The organism is Streptococcus oralis subsp. tigurinus (assembly GCF_002356415.1).
Lineage (GTDB): Bacteria > Bacillota > Bacilli > Lactobacillales > Streptococcaceae > Streptococcus > Streptococcus oralis_F.
This window is the reverse complement of sequence record NZ_AP018338.1, coordinates 1,825,544-1,845,679: the sequence shown is the minus strand read 5'-3', so window position 1 is coordinate 1,845,679 and position 20,136 is coordinate 1,825,544. Positions and strand designations below refer to the sequence as shown.

The following is a 20,136-nucleotide window of genomic DNA, read 5'->3' as shown; positions in this document are numbered from 1 at the left end:
GAGTTTATTGTATTGTCTAGCTCAATGGCTTATCTAATGATTAGAATCGTGGCTAATATAAACAAAATAAATCTACCTACGTGGTTTGAATGTTTTGACATACCTAGAATTTCATCATCCTTGATGACATTTATCTCGCTTTATAGAAATATCATTTCAGAATAGTTTATTTCTAGGCATTCATTTTTTAACGGTTACTTTAAACAGGCAGAACTTTTGTTCTGCCTTTTTACATTTAAATGATAGTTTATGTTTTTTAAGGTGCGTTTTAGGTACAAAAATGGTTTATTTAGGAATATTTTCCTGTTTTTATCCTTATTTGGTTAAAATAATCTTACAAATTTTTAAAGAGATTAATAGAAAAAGGAGATGGATATGAAATTTGGGAAAAGGCACTATCGTCCCCAGGTGGATCAGATGGATTGTGGCGTGGCTTCCTTGGCCATGGTATTTGGCTACTATGGTAGTTATTACTCCTTAGCTCACTTGCGAGAGTTAGCCAAGACGACCATGGATGGGACAACTGCATTGGGTCTTGTAAAGGTAGCAGAGGAGATTGGTTTTGAAACACGGGCTATCAAGGCGGATATGACACTCTTTGATTTGTCCGATTTGACCTTTCCTTTTGTGGCCCATGTGCTCAAGGAAGGGAAGTTGCTCCACTACTATGTGGTGATAGGTCAGGATAAAAAGCACATTCATATCGCTGATCCAGATCCTAGTGTTAAGCTGACCAAGATTTCCCGTGAGCGATTTGAGCAAGAATGGACAGGGGTTAGTATTTTTATGGCACCATCACCGGACTATAAACCTCATAAGGAGAAAAAACAGGGACTCCTATCCTTCTTGCCGATCTTACTCAAACAGCGTGGCTTGATTACCAATATCGTCCTAGCGACACTCTTGGTAACCTTGATCAATATTGTGGGTTCCTACTACCTTCAGTCCATCATTGATAGTTACGTGCCAGACCAGATGCGCTCGACCTTGGGCATTATCTCAATAGGACTAGTCATCGTCTATATCCTCCAGCAGATTTTGTCTTATGCGCAAGAATACCTCTTACTTGTTCTGGGGCAACGGTTGTCCATCGATGTGATTTTGTCCTATATCAAGCATGTTTTTCATCTGCCGATGTCCTTTTTCGCGACACGCAGGACAGGAGAGATCGTATCTCGCTTTACGGACGCCAATAGCATCATCGATGCGCTAGCGTCGACCATTCTGTCTATCTTTTTGGATGTGTCGACGATTTTGATTATCTCACTTGTTTTATTTTCACAAAATACCAATCTCTTTTTCATGACTTTATTGGCACTTCCCATCTATACCGTGATCATCTTTGCCTTTATGAAGCCTTTTGAAAAGATGAATCGGGATACCATGGAAGCCAATGCGGTTCTGTCTTCCTCTATCATTGAGGACATCAATGGTATTGAGACGATTAAGTCCTTGACCAGTGAAAGCTCACGCTATCAAAAGATTGATAAGGAATTTGTAGCTTATCTGAAAAAATCCTTTACCTATAGTCGGGCAGAAAGTCAGCAAAAGGCTCTGAAAAAAGTTGCTCAGCTCCTGCTCAATGTTGCCGTTCTCTGGCTGGGAGCTATTCTGGTCATGGATGGGAAAATGAGTTTGGGCCAGCTGATTACCTATAACACCCTGCTTGTTTACTTTACCAATCCTTTGGAAAATATCATTAACCTACAAACCAAACTTCAGACAGCGCAGGTTGCCAATAATCGCTTAAATGAGGTTTATCTAGTAGCTTCGGAGTTTGAGGAGAAGAAAACGGTAGAAGATTTGAGCATGATGAAGGGAGAGATGACCTTCAAGCAGGTTCACTATAAGTATGGCTATGGTCGTGATGTCTTGTCGGATATCAATTTGACCATTCCGCAAGGGTCTAAGGTAGCTTTTGTGGGGATTTCAGGGTCAGGTAAGACGACCTTAGCCAAGATGATGGTTAATTTCTATGACCCTAGTCAGGGAGAGATTAGCCTGGGTGGTGTCAATCTCAATCAGATTGATAAAAAATCCTTGCGTCAGTATATCAACTACCTACCTCAACAGCCCTATGTCTTTAATGGGACGATTTTGGAGAATCTGCTCCTTGGAGCCAAGGAAGGGACGACTCAGGAAGATATCTTACGAGCGGTTGAATTGGCTGAGATTCGAGAAGATATCGAGCGGATGCCGCTGAATTATCAGACAGAATTGACTTCGGATGGGGCAGGTATTTCTGGGGGGCAACGGCAGAGAATTGCTTTGGCGCGTGCTCTTTTAACGGATGCGCCTGTTCTGATATTGGACGAGGCGACCAGCAGTCTGGATATCTTGACAGAGAAGCGGATCGTGGATAATCTCATGGCTTTAGACAAGACCTTGATTTTCATTGCTCACCGCTTGACCATTGCTGAGCGGACAGAGAGGGTTGTTGTCTTGGATCAGGGCAAGATTGTCGAAGAAGGCAACCATGCAGACTTGCTTGCCCGAGGTGAATTTTACGCCCATTTGGTCAATAGCTAGAAAGAGGAGAAGATGAAACCAGAATTTTTAGAAAGCGCAGAGTTTTACCATCGTCGTTACCATAATTTTTCCAGTCGCGTGATTGTACCCATGTCGCTTTTGCTCGTGTTTCTGTTTGGATTTGCAGTCTTTGCAGAGAAGGAGATCAGTTTGTCTACTAGAGCTACTATCGAACCTAGTCGAATCATTTCCAACATCCAGTCGACTAGCAATCAACGTATTGTGGCCAATTATCTAGAAGAGAACAAACTTGTCAAGCAGGGTGATCTACTCGTTCAGTACCAGCAAGGGGCGGAAGCTGTCCAAGCGGAGGCCTATGCTAGTCAGTTGGACATGCTCAAGGATCAAAAAAAGCAGTTGGAGTATTTGCAGAAGAGCCTGCAAGAAGGGGGGAACCACTTTCCAGAGGAGGATAAGTTTGGATATCAGGAGATGTTTCGAGACTATCTCAGCCAAGCTAGTAGTCTTAGGAGCAATGTTTCGCAGCAAAATGCCAACATCTCCTCGCAGAATGCGGCAGCTAGTCAAACCCAAGCCGAAATCGGCAACCTCATTAGTCAAACAGAGGCTAAAATTCGCGATTACCAGACAGCTAAGTCGGCGATTGAAACAGGAGATCAACTGGATAGTCAAAATGTAGCCTACTCATTTTATCAGACCTATAAAAATCAAGGTGCAGAAGATCCACGAGCTAAATCGCAAGTTATTGCTCAGGTGGATGTACAAATCGCCCAGCTAGAGTCTGGTTTAGCTACTTATCGTGTGCAGTATGCGGGTTCTGGAGCTCAACAAGCCTACGCAAGTGGACTGGATAGTCAGCTTGAATCCCTCAAGTCTCAGCACCTAGTCAAAGTCGGTCAAGAATTAACCCTTTTGGATCAGAAAATTTTGGAGGCAGAGTCGGGTAAGAAAGTCCAAGGAGGTCTGCTGGACAAGGGGAAAATTATAGCAAGCGAGGACGGTGTGCTTCACCTTAATCCTGAAACCAGTGATTCTACCATGGTTGCAGAAGGCACCTTGCTCGCTCAACTCTACCCAGCCTTGGAACGAGAAGGTAAAACTAAACTCACAGCTTATCTCAGTTCAAAAGATGTTGCAAGGCTCAAGGTCGGTGATTCTGTTCGTTTCACTACAAGCAAAGATGCCAACAAAGAGCTCGTTCTTGTTTCTGCCATTACGAATATTGATGCGACAGCTACCAAGACTGAAAAGGGAAATTTCTTTAAAATAGAGGCGGAGACCAGTCTGACTCCTGAGCAGGCAGAACAACTTCGCTATGGGGTGGAAGGTCGCCTGCAGATGATTACAGGCAGGAAAAGTTATCTACGTTATTATTTGGATCAATTTTTGAACCAAGAGTAATGTTCGTGTTTTTAGAGTTAAATGATTTTAAAACTGTAAGAGAAGCTTATCTTGCAGTTTTTCTTTATGCTTAAAATAGGAAAACGTTATTTATTCGTAAAAATCTTGAATTTTTCATACTTTTGTGGTAGAATGTGCTCAAGTAAAACGAAAGGCGAACTTTAAAATGTCAAAACAACTAATCTATTCGGGAAAAGCTAAAGACATCTATACAACAGAGGATGAAAATCTCATTATTTCAACTTACAAGGACCAGGCGACTGCCTTCAACGGTATCAAGAAGGAGCAGATTGCGGGCAAGGGAGTCTTGAATAATCAGATTTCATCTTTTATTTTTGAGAAATTAAATGCGGCTGGTGTGGCGACTCACTTTGTGGAGAAAATTTCGGACACGGAACAACTCAATAAAAAGGTGGAGATTATTCCTTTGGAAGTTGTGCTCCGCAACTACACGGCTGGTTCCTTTTCAAAACGTTTTGGCGTAGAAGAAGGTATCGCATTTGAGACTCCAATTGTCGAATTTTACTATAAAAATGATGATTTGGATGATCCCTTTATCAATGACGAGCATGTGAAATTCCTTAAAATTGCGGATGACCAGCAGATTGTTTACTTGAAGGAAGAAACCCGTCGTATCAATGAGCTCTTGAAGGCTTGGTTTGCTGAGATTGGCCTCAAATTGATTGACTTTAAGCTAGAGTTTGGTTTTGACAAGGATGGCAAGATTATCTTGGCAGACGAATTTTCGCCAGATAACTGCCGTTTATGGGATGCGGATGGTAACCACATGGACAAGGATGTTTTCCGTAGAGGTCTAGGTGAACTAACAGACGTTTACGAAGTTGTTTGGGAAAAATTGCAAGAGCTGAAATAAAGGAATAAGAATTGATGGATAAACGTATTTTTGTTGAAAAAAAGGCTGATTTTCAGGTCAAGTCAGAGAGTTTGGTAAGAGAACTCCAGCACAACTTGGGACTGTCAACTTTGAAAAGTATTCGCATTGTGCAAGTTTATGATGTTTTTGACTTGTCAGAGGACTTGTTTGCACCTGCAGAAAAACATATCTTCTCTGAGCAGGTGACAGACCATGTCTTGGATGAAGCGGTTGTGCAGGCTGATCTTTCCAATTATGCTTTCTTTGCCATCGAAAGCTTGCCGGGGCAGTTTGACCAGCGTGCGGCATCTTCACAGGAAGCCTTGCTTTTGCTGGGAAGTTCTAGTGACGTAACGGTCAATACAGCTCAACTTTACTTGGTTAATAAAGATATTGATGCGACTGAATTGGACGCGGTCAAGAACTACCTGCTCAATCCAGTGGATTCACGTTTCAAGGACATCAAAACAGGGATTGCCAAACAGGAATTTTCAGAGTCAGACAAGACCATTCCAAAATTGACTTTCTTTGAAAGCTATACAGCAGAAGACTTTGCCCGCTACAAGGCCGAGCAAGGGATGGCTATGGAAGTGGATGATTTGCTCTTTATCCAAGACTATTTCAAGTCAATCGGGCGCGTGCCAACTGAGACTGAACTCAAGGTTTTGGATACTTACTGGTCTGACCATTGTCGTCACACGACTTTTGAGACTGAGTTGAAGAACATTGATTTCTCAGCTTCTAAATTTCAAAAACAATTACAGGCAACCTATGACAAATATATCGCTATGCGCGAGGAATTAGGTCGTTCTGAAAAACCGCAAACCTTGATGGATATGGCGACTATTTTTGGTCGTTATGAGCGTGCTAATGGACGTTTGGATGATATGGAAGTGTCAGACGAAATCAATGCTTGCTCAGTAGAAATCGAAGTGGATGTGAATGGAGTGAAAGAGCCATGGCTCCTCATGTTCAAGAATGAAACCCACAACCACCCAACGGAAATTGAACCATTTGGTGGAGCGGCTACTTGTATCGGTGGTGCTATTCGTGACCCATTGTCAGGTCGCTCATATGTCTACCAAGCCATGCGTATCTCAGGTGCTGGTGATATTACAGCACCGATTTCGGAAACTCGTGCTGGTAAATTGCCACAACAAGTGATTTCTAAAACAGCGGCCCATGGTTATTCTTCATACGGGAATCAGATTGGTCTTGCAACGACCTACGTTCGTGAGTACTTCCACCCAGGATTTGTAGCCAAACGCATGGAGCTGGGTGCTGTTGTTGGGGCTGCTCCAAAAGAGAATGTTGTCCGTGAAAAACCGGAAGCGGGAGATGTGATTATCCTTCTTGGTGGTAAGACAGGACGTGATGGTGTCGGTGGTGCGACAGGGTCTTCTAAGGTTCAAACGGTTGAGTCTGTGGAGACTGCTGGTGCCGAGGTTCAAAAAGGAAATGCCATCGAAGAACGCAAGATTCAGCGCCTCTTCCGCAATGGCGATGTCACTCGTCTCATCAAGAAATCTAACGACTTTGGTGCGGGTGGTGTCTGTGTGGCTATCGGTGAATTGGCAGATGGTCTTGAAATCGACCTCAACAAGGTTCCTCTTAAATACCAAGGCTTGAATGGAACAGAAATTGCGATCTCTGAATCACAAGAACGGATGGCAGTTGTGGTGCGTCCTGAGGATGTAGATGCCTTCGTTGCAGAATGTAATAAAGAAAATATTGACGCTGTTGTTGTGGCAACAGTGACTGAAAAACCAAATCTTGTCATGCACTGGAATGGGGAAACCATCGTCGACTTGGAACGTCGTTTCCTTGATACAAACGGTGTGCGTGTAGTCGTTGATGCAAAGGTGGTGGACAAGGATGTCGAACTTCCAGAAGAACGTCAAACATCTGCTGACACACTTGAAGCTGATACCCTTGCGGTTCTATCTGATCTCAACCATGCGAGTCAAAAAGGATTGCAAACTATCTTTGACTGTTCGGTCGGTCGTTCTACAGTCAATCACCCGCTTGGTGGTCGTTACCAACTCACACCGACTGAGGCATCTGTACAAAAATTGCCAGTTCAACATGGTGTGACTCATACTGCGTCTGTTATGGCTCAAGGATTCAATCCTTATGTAGCAGAATGGTCTCCATACCACGGTGCTGCCTATGCAGTGATCGAAGCAACCGCTCGTTTGGTTGCGACTGGTGCAAACTGGTCCAAGGCTCGCTTCTCTTACCAAGAGTACTTCGAGCGTATGGACAAGCAAGCCGAGCGTTTCGGTCAGCCAGTAGCGGCTCTTCTAGGTTCTATCGAAGCACAAATTCAACTTGGTTTGCCATCTATCGGTGGTAAGGACTCTATGTCCGGTACCTTTGAAGAATTGACAGTACCGCCAACCTTGGTTGCCTTTGGGGTAACGACAGCAGATAGCCGTAAGGTGCTTTCGCCTGAATTCAAGACTGCTGGTGAAAACATCTACTACATCCCAGGTCAAGCCCTCTCAGCAGAGATTGATTTTGACTTGATTAAGTCTAATTTTGCTCAGTTTGAAGCCCTTCAAAAGGATCACAAAGTGACATCTGCATCAGCTGTTAAATATGGTGGTATCCTTGAAAGTTTGGCTCTTGCTACCTTTGGGAACCATATCGGTGCAGAGGTGACCTTGCCTGAATTTGAAAGTTCTTTGACAGCTCAATTAGGCGGATTTGTCTTCACATCTCTTGAAGAGATTACTGGAGTAGAGAAAATTGGACAAACAAAAGCAGACTTTACACTGATTGTCAACGGTGTGAAGCTAGATAGACAGAAACTTGACAGTGCCTTCCAAGGAAAACTGGAAGAAGTTTACCCAACAGAATTTGCCCAAGCTAAAGAACTGGAAGAAGTTCCAGCTGTCGATTCTAACGAAGTTATCAAAGCTAAAGAAACCATTGAAAAACCTGTGGTTTACATCCCAGTCTTCCCAGGAACCAACTCAGAATATGATTCAGCAAAGGCCTTCGAAAAAGAAGGTGCAGAGGTCAACTTGGTGCCATTTGTGACCTTGAATGAAGAGGCTATTGTCAAGTCGGTTGAAACCATGGTTGACAATATCGGCAAGGCAAACATTCTCTTCTTTGCAGGTGGTTTCTCAGCTGCGGATGAGCCGGATGGATCAGCTAAGTTTATTGTCAATATCCTGCTCAATGAAAAAGTGCGTGTAGCGATTGATAGCTTTATCGCTCGTGGTGGCTTGATTATTGGTATCTGTAATGGATTCCAAGCTCTTGTCAAATCAGGTCTTCTTCCATACGGTAACTTCGAGGATGCAAGCAGCACTAGTCCAACCCTCTTCTACAATGATGCCAACCAGCACGTGGCCAAGATGGTGGAAACTCGGATTGCCAATACCAACTCACCATGGTTGGCTGGAGTGCAAGTGGGCGATATCCACGCCATTCCAGTATCGCACGGTGAAGGGAAGTTTGTCGTGACGGCTGAGGAATTCGCTGAGCTCCGTGACAATGGACAAATTTTCAGCCAATACGTTGATTTTGACGGCAAACCAAGCATGGACTCTAAGTACAATCCAAATGGTTCTGTAAATGCCATCGAAGGAATTACTAGCAAGAATGGTCAAATCATCGGTAAAATGGGACACTCAGAACGTTATGAAGATGGTCTTTTCCAAAATATTCCAGGAAATAAAGACCAGCACCTGTTCGCGTCGGCGGTTAAATACTTTACTGGAAAATAAGACTTACAGATTTTCTAATAGATAGTATCAGTAATGTAAAAGTCATGTAGATTTAGCTCTTGGTGCTACACAAATAAAAATTAGGTATAAAAAATGACATACGAAGTAAAATCTCTTAATGAAGAATGTGGTGTTTTCGGTATCTGGGGGCATCCAGATGCTGCTAAATTGACCTATTTTGGTCTCCATAGTCTTCAGCACCGTGGTCAGGAAGGGGCAGGAATCCTCTCCAATGATCAGGGACAATTGAAGCGTCATCGTGATATGGGGCTTTTATCAGAAGTGTTTAGAAATCCAGCTAATTTGGATAAACTGACTGGAACGAGCGCGATTGGGCATGTTCGTTATGCGACTGCTGGCGAAGCTTCTGTAGATAATATCCAGCCCTTCCTCTTCCGCTTTCACGATATGCAGTTTGGATTGGCTCATAACGGAAACTTGACCAATGCCGAATCGCTCAAGAAAGAATTGGAACAAAGAGGAGCTATTTTCAGTTCAACTTCGGACTCGGAAATCTTGGCTCACCTCATTCGTCGAAGTCACAATCCGAACTTGATGGGCAAAATCAAAGAGGCGCTCAGCCTTGTCAAAGGTGGATTTGCTTATATCCTGCTGTTTGAAGACAAGTTGATTGCTGCGCTTGATCCTAATGGCTTTCGTCCGCTTTCAATCGGGAAAATGGCCAATGGAGCGGTGGTGGTTTCGTCTGAAACCTGTGCCTTTGAGGTCATCGGTGCCGAGTGGATTCGTGATGTAAAACCAGGAGAAATTGTGATTGTGGATGACAATGGCATCCAGTACGATAGCTATACGAATGATACCCAATTGGCGATTTGCTCTATGGAGTATATCTATTTTGCTCGTCCTGACTCTAATATCCATGGTGTCAACGTCCATACAGCTCGCAAACGTATGGGGGCCCAATTAGCGCGTGAGTTCAAGCACGAAGCGGATATCGTGGTCGGTGTGCCAAATTCCTCGCTCAGCGCAGCTATGGGATTTGCAGAAGAATCTGGTCTGCCAAATGAAATGGGTCTCATCAAGAACCAATACACGCAACGCACCTTTATCCAACCGACTCAAGAATTGCGGGAGCAAGGGGTGCGGATGAAACTGTCTGCTGTTTCGGGTGTTGTCAAAGGCAAACGTGTGGTGATGATTGATGATTCCATTGTTCGTGGGACGACCTCTCGTCGTATCGTTCAGCTTTTGAAAGAAGCAGGTGCGTCTGAGGTTCATGTTGCTATTGGCAGTCCAGCGCTAGCTTATCCATGTTTTTACGGGATTGATATCCAGACGCGTCAGGAGCTGATTGCGGCCAATCATACGGTCGAAGAAACTCGCCAAATCATTGGTGCGGATAGCCTGACCTATCTTTCGATTGATGGCTTGATTGATTCTATCGGCATCGAAACAGATGCGCCAAACGGTGGTCTTTGTGTCGCCTATTTTGATGGCGACTACCCAACTCCTCTCTACGACTATGAGGAAGACTATCAAAGAAGCTTGGGTGACAAGACCAGTTTTTACAAACAGACGGCTAAAGATTCTCCATTAAAGGAAAGGAAGAGGAGACAAAATGGCAAATAAAAATGCTTATGCCTCACGTCTCACTACTGACTAAAAGCTAAAGCATTTGTCAGTAGACGCTTTCCCCTATGGGACCAAAGCTAGAGCCCTGACTAGTATTTTTAGATAAAATAACTGTTTATCTAAAAATACTTCGCACTCTTCTCAAAGAAAAGGAATATAAAAATGACAAATAAGAATGCTTATGCTCAATCTGGAGTGGATGTTGAAGCGGGTTATGAAGTTGTTGAACGGATCAAAAAGCACGTGGCTCGTACGGAGCGTGCAGGTGTCATGGGAGCTCTTGGTGGCTTTGGTGGCATGTTTGACCTTTCAAAAACAGGTGTCAAAGAGCCAGTATTGATCTCAGGGACTGATGGCGTTGGGACCAAGCTCATGTTGGCTATCAAGTACGACAAGCATGATACGATTGGGCAGGACTGTGTAGCCATGTGTGTTAATGATATCATCGCTGCAGGTGCGGAACCTCTCTATTTCCTCGACTATGTGGCGACAGGGAAGAATGAACCAGCTAAACTAGAACAAGTCGTTGCTGGTGTGGCAGAAGGTTGTGTGCAGGCAGGCTCTGCTCTCATCGGTGGGGAAACGGCTGAAATGCCTGGTATGTATGGCGAAGATGACTACGACTTGGCTGGTTTTGCAGTCGGTGTGGCTGAAAAATCTCAAATCATAGACGGCTCAAAAGTAGCTGAAGGTGATGTCCTTCTCGGGCTTGCTTCAAGTGGGATTCACTCAAATGGTTATTCACTCGTGCGTCGTGTTTTTGCGGACTACACAGGTGAGGAAGTTTTGCCAGAATTAGAAGGCAAGCAACTCAAGGAAGTGCTGCTTGAGCCGACTCGTATCTATGTCAAGGATGTATTACCACTCATCAAGGAAGGCTTGGTCAACGGTATTGCCCACATCACAGGTGGTGGATTTATCGAGAATGTCCCTCGTATGTTTGCGGCTGACCTAGCTGCGGAGATTGAAGAAGACAAGGTCCCAGTGCTTCCGATTTTCAAGGCTCTTGAAAAATACGGTGAAATCAAGCACCAAGAAATGTTTGAAATCTTTAATATGGGAGTTGGACTCATGTTGGCAGTTAGCCCTGAAAATGTAAGTCGTGTCAAAGAATTGCTGGATGAACCAGTCTATGAAATTGGTCGCATCGTTAAGAAAGAAAACGAAAGTGTCATCATCAAATGAAAAAAATAGCGGTTTTTGCCTCTGGTAATGGCTCGAATTTTCAGGTGATTGCCGAAGAATTTCCGGTAGAGTTTGTCTTTTCAGACCATCGTGACGCCTATGTGCTCGAGCGTGCAGAAAAGCTCGGCGTCCTGTCCTATGCTTTTGAACTCAAGGAGTTTGAGAACAAGGCGGACTACGAAGCTGCTCTTGTCGAACTCTTGGAAGAACACCAGATTGACTTGGTTTGCCTCGCTGGCTACATGAAAATCGTTGGGCCAACCTTATTGGCAGCTTATGAGGGCCGAATTATCAACATTCATCCAGCCTACCTGCCCGAATTTCCAGGAGCTCATGGGATTGAGGACGCTTGGAATGCTGGGGGTGCTGAGAGCGGCGTGACCATTCACTGGGTGGATTCCGGAGTGGATACAGGAAAGGTTATCAAACAAGTGCGTGTACCACGTCTAGCTGGTGATACGATTGAAAACTTTGAAGCTCGCATTCATGAAGCGGAGTACAAGTTGTATCCAGAGGCTATTAGAGAATTGTTGGACAAGTAAATGAAAGGAAAAAACATGACTAAACGCGCCTTAATCAGCGTCTCAGACAAAGCGGGCATTGTTGAATTTGCCCAAGAACTAAAAAAACTTGGTTGGGACATTATCTCAACAGGTGGGACCAAGGTTGTCCTTGACAATGCTGGGGTGGACACGGTTGCCATCGATGATGTGACTGGTTTCCCAGAAATGATGGACGGTCGTGTTAAGACCCTCCATCCAAATATCCATGGTGGGCTCCTCGCTCGTCGTGACTTGGATAGCCACCTTCAAGCGGCTAAGGACAATAATATCGAATTGATTGACCTCGTTGTAGTAAATCTTTACCCATTCAAGGAAACGATTCTCAAACCAGATGTGACCTACGCTGATGCGGTGGAGAACATCGATATTGGTGGGCCGTCTATGCTTCGTTCAGCAGCTAAAAACCATGCCAGCGTGACGGTTGTGGTAGACCCTGCTGACTATGCAGTGGTGCTTGATGAATTGGCAGCAAATGGTGAAACGACTTATGAAACTCGCCAACGTTTAGCAGCCAAGGTTTTTCGTCACACAGCGGCTTATGACGCCTTGATTGCAGAGTATTTCACAGCTCAAGTGGGTGAAAGCAAACCTGAAAAACTCACTTTGACCTATGACCTCAAGCAACCCATGCGTTACGGTGAAAACCCTCAACAAGATGCAGACTTCTACCAAAAAGCTCTTCCTACGGAATACTCCATTGCATCCGCTAAACAGCTTAACGGTAAGGAATTGTCATTCAACAATATTCGTGACGCTGATGCGGCGATTCGTATCATTCGTGATTTCAAAGACCGTCCAACCGTTGTGGCTCTCAAACACATGAACCCATGTGGAATTGGTCAAGCTGATGACATCGAAACAGCTTGGGATTATGCTTATGAGTCTGACCCAGTGTCTATCTTTGGTGGAATTGTCGTCCTTAACCGTGAGGTGGATGCTGCGACAGCTGAGAAGATGCACGGCGTTTTCCTCGAGATCATCATCGCACCGAGCTATACGGATGAAGCGCTAGCCATTTTGACCAATAAAAAGAAAAACTTGCGCATCCTTGCCTTGCCATTTGATGCTCAAGATGCTAGTGAGGTAGAGGCAGAATACACAGGTGTTGTTGGTGGTCTCCTTGTTCAAAATCAAGACGTTGTCAAAGAAAGCCCAGCTGACTGGCAAGTGGTGACCAAACGTCAACCAACCGAGACAGAGGCGACTGCTCTTGAGTTTGCTTGGAAGGCTATTAAGTACGTCAAATCAAACGGAATTATCATGACCAATGATCACATGACACTTGGCGTTGGGCCAGGTCAAACCAACCGTGTGGCTTCAGTCCGTATTGCTATTGACCAAGCTAAAGACCGTCTTGACGGCGTAGTCCTTGCTTCTGATGCCTTCTTCCCATTTGCAGATAACGTGGAAGAAATCGCCAAAGCAGGCATTAAAGCCATCATCCAACCAGGTGGATCTGTCCGTGACCAAGAATCCATCGAAGCAGCGGATAAATATGGCTTGACCATGGTCTTCACAGGAGTAAGACATTTTAGACATTAAAATTTTATTCATTTTTCGTTAAATTTATTTTATCGTGTAACAGTATTAATGATAAAAATTTTAAAATATAGAAAAAGCACTCAAGTCAAAGTGAACTGCACCCCAAAAGTTAGACAGAAAAAATCTAACTTTTGGGGTGTTTTTACTATGAAATTAACTTATGATGATAAAGTTCAGATCTATGAACTTAGAAAACAAGGATATAGCTTAGAGCAGCTTTCAAATAAATTTGGGATAAACAATTCTAATCTTAGGTACATGATTAAATTGATTGATCGTTACGGAATAGAGTTCGTTAAAAAGGGGAAGAATCGATACTATTCCCCAGAATTAAAACAAGAAATGATTGATAAAGTTTTACATGAAAACTGGTCTCAAGATAGAGTTTCTCTCAAATATGCTCTCCCAAATCGTGGTATGCTTCCAAATTGGCTGGCGCAATACAAGAAAAACGGGTATACTATTGTTGAGAAAATAAGAGGGAGACCAGCTAAAATGGGACGTAAACGAAAGAAAACTTGGGAAGAAATGACAGAATTAGAACGACTCCAGGAGGAGAATGAACGCTTACGGACTGAGGTGGCCTACCTAAAAAAGTTAAAAGAGTTAGAGGAAAGGGACGAAGCCCTAGAGCGAGAAAGGCAGAAACAGTTAGAGAAATGGCTTCAGGAGGATTTCGACTAGATTTACTTCTTGAAACAGCACGTTTAGCTCGCCCAACTTACTATTATCAGTTGAAACAACTGGATGGGGTTGATAAAGATAAAGAGCTTAAAACCGAAATTCAGACTATTTATAATGACCATAAAGGAAATTATGGCTATCGCCGAGTTACTCTCGAACTCAGAAATCGTGGTTTTGTAGTGAATCATAAGAAAGTTCAACGTCTGATGACGGTCCTTGGTCTAACGGCTCGAATTCGTCGTAAACGGAAGTATTCTTCCTACCGAGGAGAGATTGGCAAGAAAGCAGATAATCTCATTCAACGCAAATTTGAAGCAACCAAACCAATGGAAAAGTGCTATACAGATGTAACGGAGTTTGCCATTCCAAATAGCACACAGAAACTCTATTTATCCCCTGTTTTAGATGGCTTTAACAGTGAAATTATTGCTTATCATCTTTCTACTTCGCCCAACTTAGAACAAGTGAAGAGTATGTTAGAACAGGCATTCACAGAGAAATACTATGAAAATACCATTTTACACAGCGACCAGGGCTGGCAATACCAACATGATTCTTATCATCGGTTCCTAGAGAGTAAGGGAATTCAAGCCTCCATGTCACGCAAGGGCAACAGCCCAGACAACGGCATGATGGAGTCGTTCTTTGGTATTTTGAAGTCGGAGATGTTTTACAGTTATGAGGAGTCGTTTCAGTCGCTTAAGCAATTGGAACAAGCCATTGTAGACTATATTGATTATTACAACAACAAACGAATTAAGGTAAAACTAAAAGGACTTAGTCCTGTGCAGTACAGAACTAAATCCTTTCAATAATTATTTGTCTAACTTTTTGGGGTCAGTACAAAGTTGAGCGCTTTTTTGATAGTTAAATTACATAAACTGTGCAGATTCTTCTATAAAAAATTTTATCTTAATTTCTTTCATTCAAAAGCTTGTCTAAAAGCAAATCTTTTCTGACACTATCAACGATTCTATAATTAGCTTGCCATAGTGTTTTGCTTTTTCCAATTTGTTGAGGGTTAGTATCTGTATCGAAAGTATTTTGTACCAGTCTTGTCCCAGCAATTTTCCATACATCTTTAGGATCGAATTCCCAACTGATTTTTCCATCGGATTCTCTAAGTAATGCTCTAAAAGCACCGAAAATAGGCATCAGAAAACCAGTAGAGATATTGTAATTGATAGATTGTTCAGTAAAGTCAGTATAATAACTTCCAGAGCCCTCAACTCCACGAATTCTTCCGAATGCTGCATTCTTTCCTTCAGAATTTTTGTATTCTTGGTATTTGTTAGGAAGTTCCTTTTGAATTAGTTCATAAAGATCAACTAAGTCAGGAAGAAAAGGTGCTAATTTTTCATAGATATTATTGTCTGTTCCGAATTCCTTTTGGTAATCTTTGAATACTGCTTGTTTTCCAGAATACGCAGATACTGGTGCAGTACTATCATCTGGGAAACGTTTAATATTGAAAGTAAACATCAAACGAATTAATTCAGCAATTGGAATTCTTTTATTCTCGTTATCTTTATAAGCAATCTCTGAAGCGTATTGTTCATTTGACAACGAGTCTTTAATTAGATCAAACTTATCGTCTAGTTCAAACAATGCGATATCACTAACTTGAGCAGAAGTGTTTCGTGCATCGGCTATACGTGAAACTGTCAATTGTTCTCCAACAATAATTTCAAGTTTGACAAACTTATCTAGTCCGGAGTGAATCTGATCTCTATTATCTATAATCGCTTTGTATGTATGACCACCATCCAGGATTCCGTAATTTTGAGGGTCATCTCCTAGATCTAAAGATACCAAATTTTGATTGGGTGTGAATTTGAATTGTTTAGCAACAATTACTATTCCTCGATTATTGATATCGAAATCAGTATCAGGCGATTTGACAGCATTAATTAACGATTTGGCAACAGCTGTAGTCATTTTAGGTTGTCTCGGATTGACTTCCATCGGTAAGTTGGAAGGGAGATCTCTAAAGTTGAGATATACAAAATAGGTAGTGACACCTTTTTGCGACGGGGATTCGATAGTTCGAACGGCGCTAGCCTTAAAATTAAATGTTGAGCTCATAGTAAGCCTCCTAAAATTTATTCAGCAAGTTGATTTTTCAATTGCTATACTAGCATTATATCTTTTTTTAAAAATAAATAAAGGAACCTAGGTTCTTTTTGGTATAATAAAAATATGACTTTGAGAAAAAATGAAACCCAACACAGAGAAATAGGAAATTTAATAAGAAAACATAGAGCGAGCTTAACGGATTTACCAAAATCTAGACAGGGATTTATAGATGATCGTAGCCAAAAATTTTTTGATTGTGATGATTGGATTAGTGAAAAAACGCTATGTAACTACGAAAACGGTAAAAATATTCCATCGTTAGAAAATATTCGTAACCTATCTATTGCTTTAGAGATTGATGAGCTTGAATTTGTTAAAGAAATATTGGACTTACTTTAATCAATTTCTATTTGAACTTAGATTTTCGAAACCTGTCTTTATTATTAAAAATTTAATTTATAAACATACTCTATTGAAGCGGCTGATAAATATGGCTTGACTATGGTCTTTACAGGAGTGAGACATTTTAGACATTAAGAAGCAAAAGGGAAGAAAACAGTTTCTTTCCTTTTTTGGCTTAAAATGCTAAGTGAAACAAGATTAAAACGAACGTTTGTGGTATAATGTTAGTAAATAATTCGCAAAAGAGGTTAAGAGATGAAACTGTTGGTTGTCGGTTCGGGTGGTCGTGAACATGCGATTGCTAAGAAGTTATTGGAGTCTAAAGACGTTGAGCAAGTTTTTGTGGCACCTGGGAATGACGGGATGACCTTAGATGGACTTGATTTAGTAAATATATCTATTTCCGAACATTCTAAGTTAATTGAATTTGCAAAGGTCAACGATATCGCTTGGACCTTCATTGGGCCGGATGATGCTCTTGCTGCTGGGATTGTCGATGATTTTAATGCAGCTGGTCTCAAAGCCTTTGGTCCGACAAGATTGGCGGCAGAGCTGGAGTGGTCCAAGGATTTTGCTAAGGAAATCATGGTCAAATACGGCGTTCCGACAGCAGCCTATGGCACATTTTCAGTTTTTGAGGAAGCTAAGGCATACATCGAAAAGCAAGGGGCCCCTATTGTGGTCAAGGCGGATGGATTGGCTCTTGGGAAAGGTGTCGTCGTTGCCGAGACAGTTGAGCAAGCGGTCGAAGCCGCTCACGAGATGCTTTTGGACAATAAGTTCGGTGACTCGGGGGCGCGTGTGGTTATCGAGGAGTTTCTTGAAGGTGAGGAATTTTCACTTTTTGCCTTTGTCAATGGTGACAAGTTCTACATCATGCCAACAGCTCAGGATCACAAACGTGCCTATGATGGCGACAAGGGGCCTAACACTGGTGGCATGGGTGCCTATGCGCCAGTTCCTCACTTGTCACAGAGCGTGGTTGGTACGGCGGTTGACACCATTGTCAAGCCAGTTCTTGAAGGGATGATCAAAGAAGGTCGTCCGTATCTTGGTGTCCTTTACGCAGGTCTTATCTTGACAGCTGATGGACCTAAGGTTATCGAGTTTAACGCTCGCTTCGGAGATCCTGAAACGCAAATCATCTTGCCTCGTTTGACATCTGACTTTGCACAAAATGTTACGGATATCCTCGATGGGAAGGAGCCAAACATCACGTGGACGGACAAGGGTGTGACTCTGGGTGTGGTTGTCGCATCCAATGGCTACCCGCTAGACTATGAAAAAGGTGTCAACTTGCCAGCAAAAACAGAGGGCGACATCATCACTTACTATGCAGGAGCTAAGTTTGCGGAAAATAGCAGAGCACTGCTATCAAATGGCGGACGTGTCTATATGCTCGTCACCACAGCAGATACCGTCAAAGAAGCCCAAGAAAGCATCTACCAAGAACTCTCCCAACAAAAAACAGAAGGCCTCTTCTACCGAACAGATATCGGAAGCAAGGCAATTAAGTAAAGATATAAGAATAACGCGACGAAGTCGCCAAATACGATAATGATTGCATAACTTGCGAGCATCAGCGAGCAATAAAATAACAATTACCGCTGTTGTGAAAGAACGATTGGATTATAAGCCAATCGTTCAGGGAAATTGGAAGACCTTGGGCTTCCAATTTAGGCATGAGACACCTTTGGTGGCTGCTGCCGTCCCTCACAACTTAAGGTGATTGAAAAAAGAAAGGAAAGAAAAGGAAAATTATGACTAAACCAATTATTTCCATCATCATGGGCTCCAAATCCGACTGGGCTACCATGCAAAAAACCGCCGAAATCCTAGACCGCTTCGGTGTAGCCTACGAAAAGAAAGTTGTCTCTGCCCACCGGACACCAGACCTCATGTTTAGACATGCCGAGGAAGCACGGAGTCGCGGTATCAAGGTCATTATTGCAGGTGCTGGAGGCGCAGCCCATTTACCAGGTATGGTCGCAGCAAAAACCACTCTGCCTGTCATTGGTGTACCAGTCAAATCACGTGCTCTTAGTGGCGTGGACTCGCTCTACTCTATCGTACAGATGCCAGGTGGTGTGCCAGTGGCAACTATGGCCATTGGTGAAGCGGGTGCGACCAATGCGGCACTCTTTGCCCTCCGTCTCCTGTCAGTAGAGGATCAGGCTATCGCGACAGCTTTGGCAGATTTCGCAGAAGAACAAGGAAAAATCGCAGAGGAGTCTACAAATGAGCTCATCTAAAACAATCGGAATTATCGGTGGCGGTCAGCTGGGTCAGATGATGGCTATTTCTGCCATTTATATGGGGCACAAGGTCATCGCGCTGGATCCTGCGGCGGATTGCCCAGCCTCTCGCGTGGCGGAGATAATCGTGGCTCCTTATAATGATGTGGATGCCCTCCGTCAGTTGGCTGAGCGTTGCGATGTCCTCACTTATGAGTTTGAAAATGTCGATGCTGACGGTTTGGATGCTGTCATCAAGGAGGGACAACTCCCTCAAGGAACGAACCTGCTCCGCATTTCTCAAAATCGCATCTTTGAAAAGGACTTTCTCGCAAACAAGGCTCAAGTCACTGTTGCCCCTTACAAGGTCGTGACTTCTAGTCAAGATTTGGCAGATATTGACCTTTCTAAAAATTATGTCCTAAAGACTGCGACTGGTGGCTACGACGGGCATGGGCAAAAGGTTATTCGCTCGGAAGCAGACTTGGAAGAAGCTTATGCACTAGCGGATTCAGCAGACTGTGTTTTGGAAGAATTTGTCAACTTTGATCTTGAAATTTCCGTCATAGTGTCAGGAAATGGCAAGGATGTGACGGTTTTCCCTGTTCAGGAAAATATCCACCGCAACAATATCCTGTCTAAGACCATCGTGCCTGCTCGCATTTCAGAAAGTCTAGCAGACAAGGCTAAAGCCATGGCCGTGAGAATCGCTGAGCAACTCAACTTGTCTGGAACGCTCTGTGTGGAAATGTTTGCGATGGCTGATGACATCATTGTCAATGAAATTGCGCCACGTCCACACAACTCAGGACACTACTCTATCGAAGCCTGTGACTTCTCGCAGTTTGACACCCATATCTTAGGTGTTCTCGGAGCACCGTTGCCAGTCATTAAACTGCATGCGCCTGCTGTCATGCTTAATGTTCTCGGCCAACACGTCGAGGTCGCTGAAAAATATGTCACAGAAAATCCAAGCGTCCACCTCCACATGTATGGTAAAATAGAAGCGAAGCACAACCGCAAGATGGGGCATGTGACTTTGTTTAGTGATGTGCCGGATAAGGTTGAAGAATTTGGTAAAGGGATTGATTTTTAGAACAGTTAATGTTTGTGATAATTTTAGTATTATTTGTGTATGACTAACTGTTCAAGCTTTTACTTAATGATATACGATTTGTAATTATTGTTTTGAAAAGTATTTTTTATATTGATGAAAAATAGTTGGTTTTTAAATAAATAGCAAGATATAATAAAAAATTTTATTTCAGGGGTATAATATTTACTAAAAGTATCTCCAAATAATTGTTAACCATTTTTACGAAAAATATAGAAAGGTAGTAGACTCAGAAATT

The 20,136-nt window shown here is 42.9% G+C and carries 15 protein-coding genes and 1 pseudogene; 15 read left to right on the top strand and 1 reads right to left on the bottom strand.

Features of this window, described 5'->3' with window-relative positions; genetic code table 11:
- The first annotated feature begins 375 nt into the window (after positions 1 to 375).
- The 9 genes from comA (at position 376) to STO1_RS09410 (ending at position 14,887) form a co-directional block, all read left to right on the top strand.
- Positions 376 to 2,529, top strand: a complete 2,154-nt coding sequence (gene comA / locus STO1_RS09450) for a peptide cleavage/export ABC transporter ComA (protein ID WP_096422947.1) — start codon at positions 376 to 378, stop codon at positions 2,527 to 2,529.
- Positions 2,530 to 2,541: 12 nt separating this feature from the next.
- Positions 2,542 to 3,891, top strand: a complete 1,350-nt coding sequence (gene comB, locus STO1_RS09445; protein WP_096422945.1) for a competence pheromone export protein ComB — start codon at positions 2,542 to 2,544, stop codon at positions 3,889 to 3,891.
- 166 nt (positions 3,892 to 4,057) lie between these two features.
- Positions 4,058 to 4,765 carry a phosphoribosylaminoimidazolesuccinocarboxamide synthase gene (purC, locus tag STO1_RS09440; RefSeq protein ID WP_033583550.1) on the top strand — a complete coding sequence of 236 codons (708 nt, stop codon included), beginning with the start codon at positions 4,058 to 4,060 and terminating at the stop codon, positions 4,763 to 4,765.
- Positions 4,766 to 4,779: 14 nt separating this feature from the next.
- Positions 4,780 to 8,505 (top strand): phosphoribosylformylglycinamidine synthase, encoded by a 3,726-nt coding sequence (locus STO1_RS09435; protein ID WP_096422943.1) that lies wholly within the window; start codon positions 4,780 to 4,782, stop codon positions 8,503 to 8,505.
- Between the two features lie 93 nt (positions 8,506 to 8,598).
- Positions 8,599 to 10,095 carry an amidophosphoribosyltransferase gene (gene purF / locus STO1_RS09430; RefSeq protein ID WP_007522567.1) on the top strand — a complete coding sequence of 499 codons (1,497 nt, stop codon included), beginning with the start codon at positions 8,599 to 8,601 and terminating at the stop codon, positions 10,093 to 10,095.
- 165 nt (positions 10,096 to 10,260) lie between these two features.
- Positions 10,261 to 11,283, top strand: coding sequence for a phosphoribosylformylglycinamidine cyclo-ligase (gene purM / locus STO1_RS09425; protein ID WP_096422941.1), 1,023 nt, complete (start codon positions 10,261 to 10,263; stop codon positions 11,281 to 11,283).
- Positions 11,280 to 11,825 (top strand): phosphoribosylglycinamide formyltransferase, encoded by a 546-nt coding sequence (gene purN / locus STO1_RS09420; RefSeq protein WP_007522571.1) that lies wholly within the window; start codon positions 11,280 to 11,282, stop codon positions 11,823 to 11,825. The genes purM and purN overlap by 4 nt, the downstream gene beginning before the upstream one ends.
- A 15-nt stretch (positions 11,826 to 11,840) precedes the next feature.
- A complete protein-coding gene (purH, locus tag STO1_RS09415) occupies positions 11,841 to 13,388 on the top strand; it encodes a bifunctional phosphoribosylaminoimidazolecarboxamide formyltransferase/IMP cyclohydrolase (protein WP_096422939.1) in 1,548 nt (515 codons plus the stop codon).
- Positions 13,389 to 13,535: 147 nt separating this feature from the next.
- Positions 13,536 to 14,887 (top strand): IS3 family transposase gene (locus STO1_RS09410; protein WP_096423016.1). Its coding sequence is split into 2 segments (ribosomal slippage): positions 13,536 to 13,977 and positions 13,977 to 14,887, totalling 1,353 coding nucleotides; the frame shifts between segments, so codons are not numbered across the junction.
- 97 nt (positions 14,888 to 14,984) lie between these two features.
- On the opposite strand, the gene STO1_RS09405 is transcribed toward STO1_RS09410, so the two are convergent.
- Complete coding sequence (locus STO1_RS09405) at positions 14,985 to 16,157, bottom strand: AIPR family protein (protein ID WP_096422937.1); 1,173 nt, start codon at positions 16,155 to 16,157, stop codon at positions 14,985 to 14,987.
- A gap of 114 nt (positions 16,158 to 16,271) precedes the next feature.
- Here STO1_RS09405 and STO1_RS09400 point away from each other — a divergent pair, with 114 nt between their 5' ends.
- From STO1_RS09400 to purK, 6 genes and pseudogenes are all read left to right on the top strand, one after another.
- Positions 16,272 to 16,547 (top strand): helix-turn-helix domain-containing protein, encoded by a 276-nt coding sequence (locus STO1_RS09400; RefSeq protein WP_033685261.1) that lies wholly within the window; start codon positions 16,272 to 16,274, stop codon positions 16,545 to 16,547.
- A 69-nt stretch (positions 16,548 to 16,616) separates the two neighbouring features.
- Positions 16,617 to 16,685 (top strand): annotated as a pseudogene (locus STO1_RS10025) (IMP cyclohydrolase); the annotation flags it as partial.
- 120 nt (positions 16,686 to 16,805) lie between these two features.
- On the top strand, positions 16,806 to 18,068 hold the full coding sequence (purD, locus tag STO1_RS09395; protein WP_096422935.1) for a phosphoribosylamine--glycine ligase: 1,263 nt from the start codon (positions 16,806 to 16,808) through the stop codon (positions 18,066 to 18,068).
- 94 nt (positions 18,069 to 18,162) lie between these two features.
- Positions 18,163 to 18,279, top strand: coding sequence for a phosphoribosylaminoimidazole carboxylase (locus STO1_RS09940; RefSeq protein ID WP_096423014.1), 117 nt, complete (start codon positions 18,163 to 18,165; stop codon positions 18,277 to 18,279).
- Between the two features lie 31 nt (positions 18,280 to 18,310).
- On the top strand, positions 18,311 to 18,802 hold the full coding sequence (gene purE / locus STO1_RS09385; protein WP_096422933.1) for a 5-(carboxyamino)imidazole ribonucleotide mutase: 492 nt from the start codon (positions 18,311 to 18,313) through the stop codon (positions 18,800 to 18,802).
- Complete coding sequence (gene purK, locus STO1_RS09380) at positions 18,789 to 19,880, top strand: 5-(carboxyamino)imidazole ribonucleotide synthase (RefSeq protein WP_096422931.1); 1,092 nt, start codon at positions 18,789 to 18,791, stop codon at positions 19,878 to 19,880. The genes purE and purK overlap by 14 nt, the downstream gene beginning before the upstream one ends.
- Positions 19,881 to 20,136 lie beyond the last annotated feature (256 nt).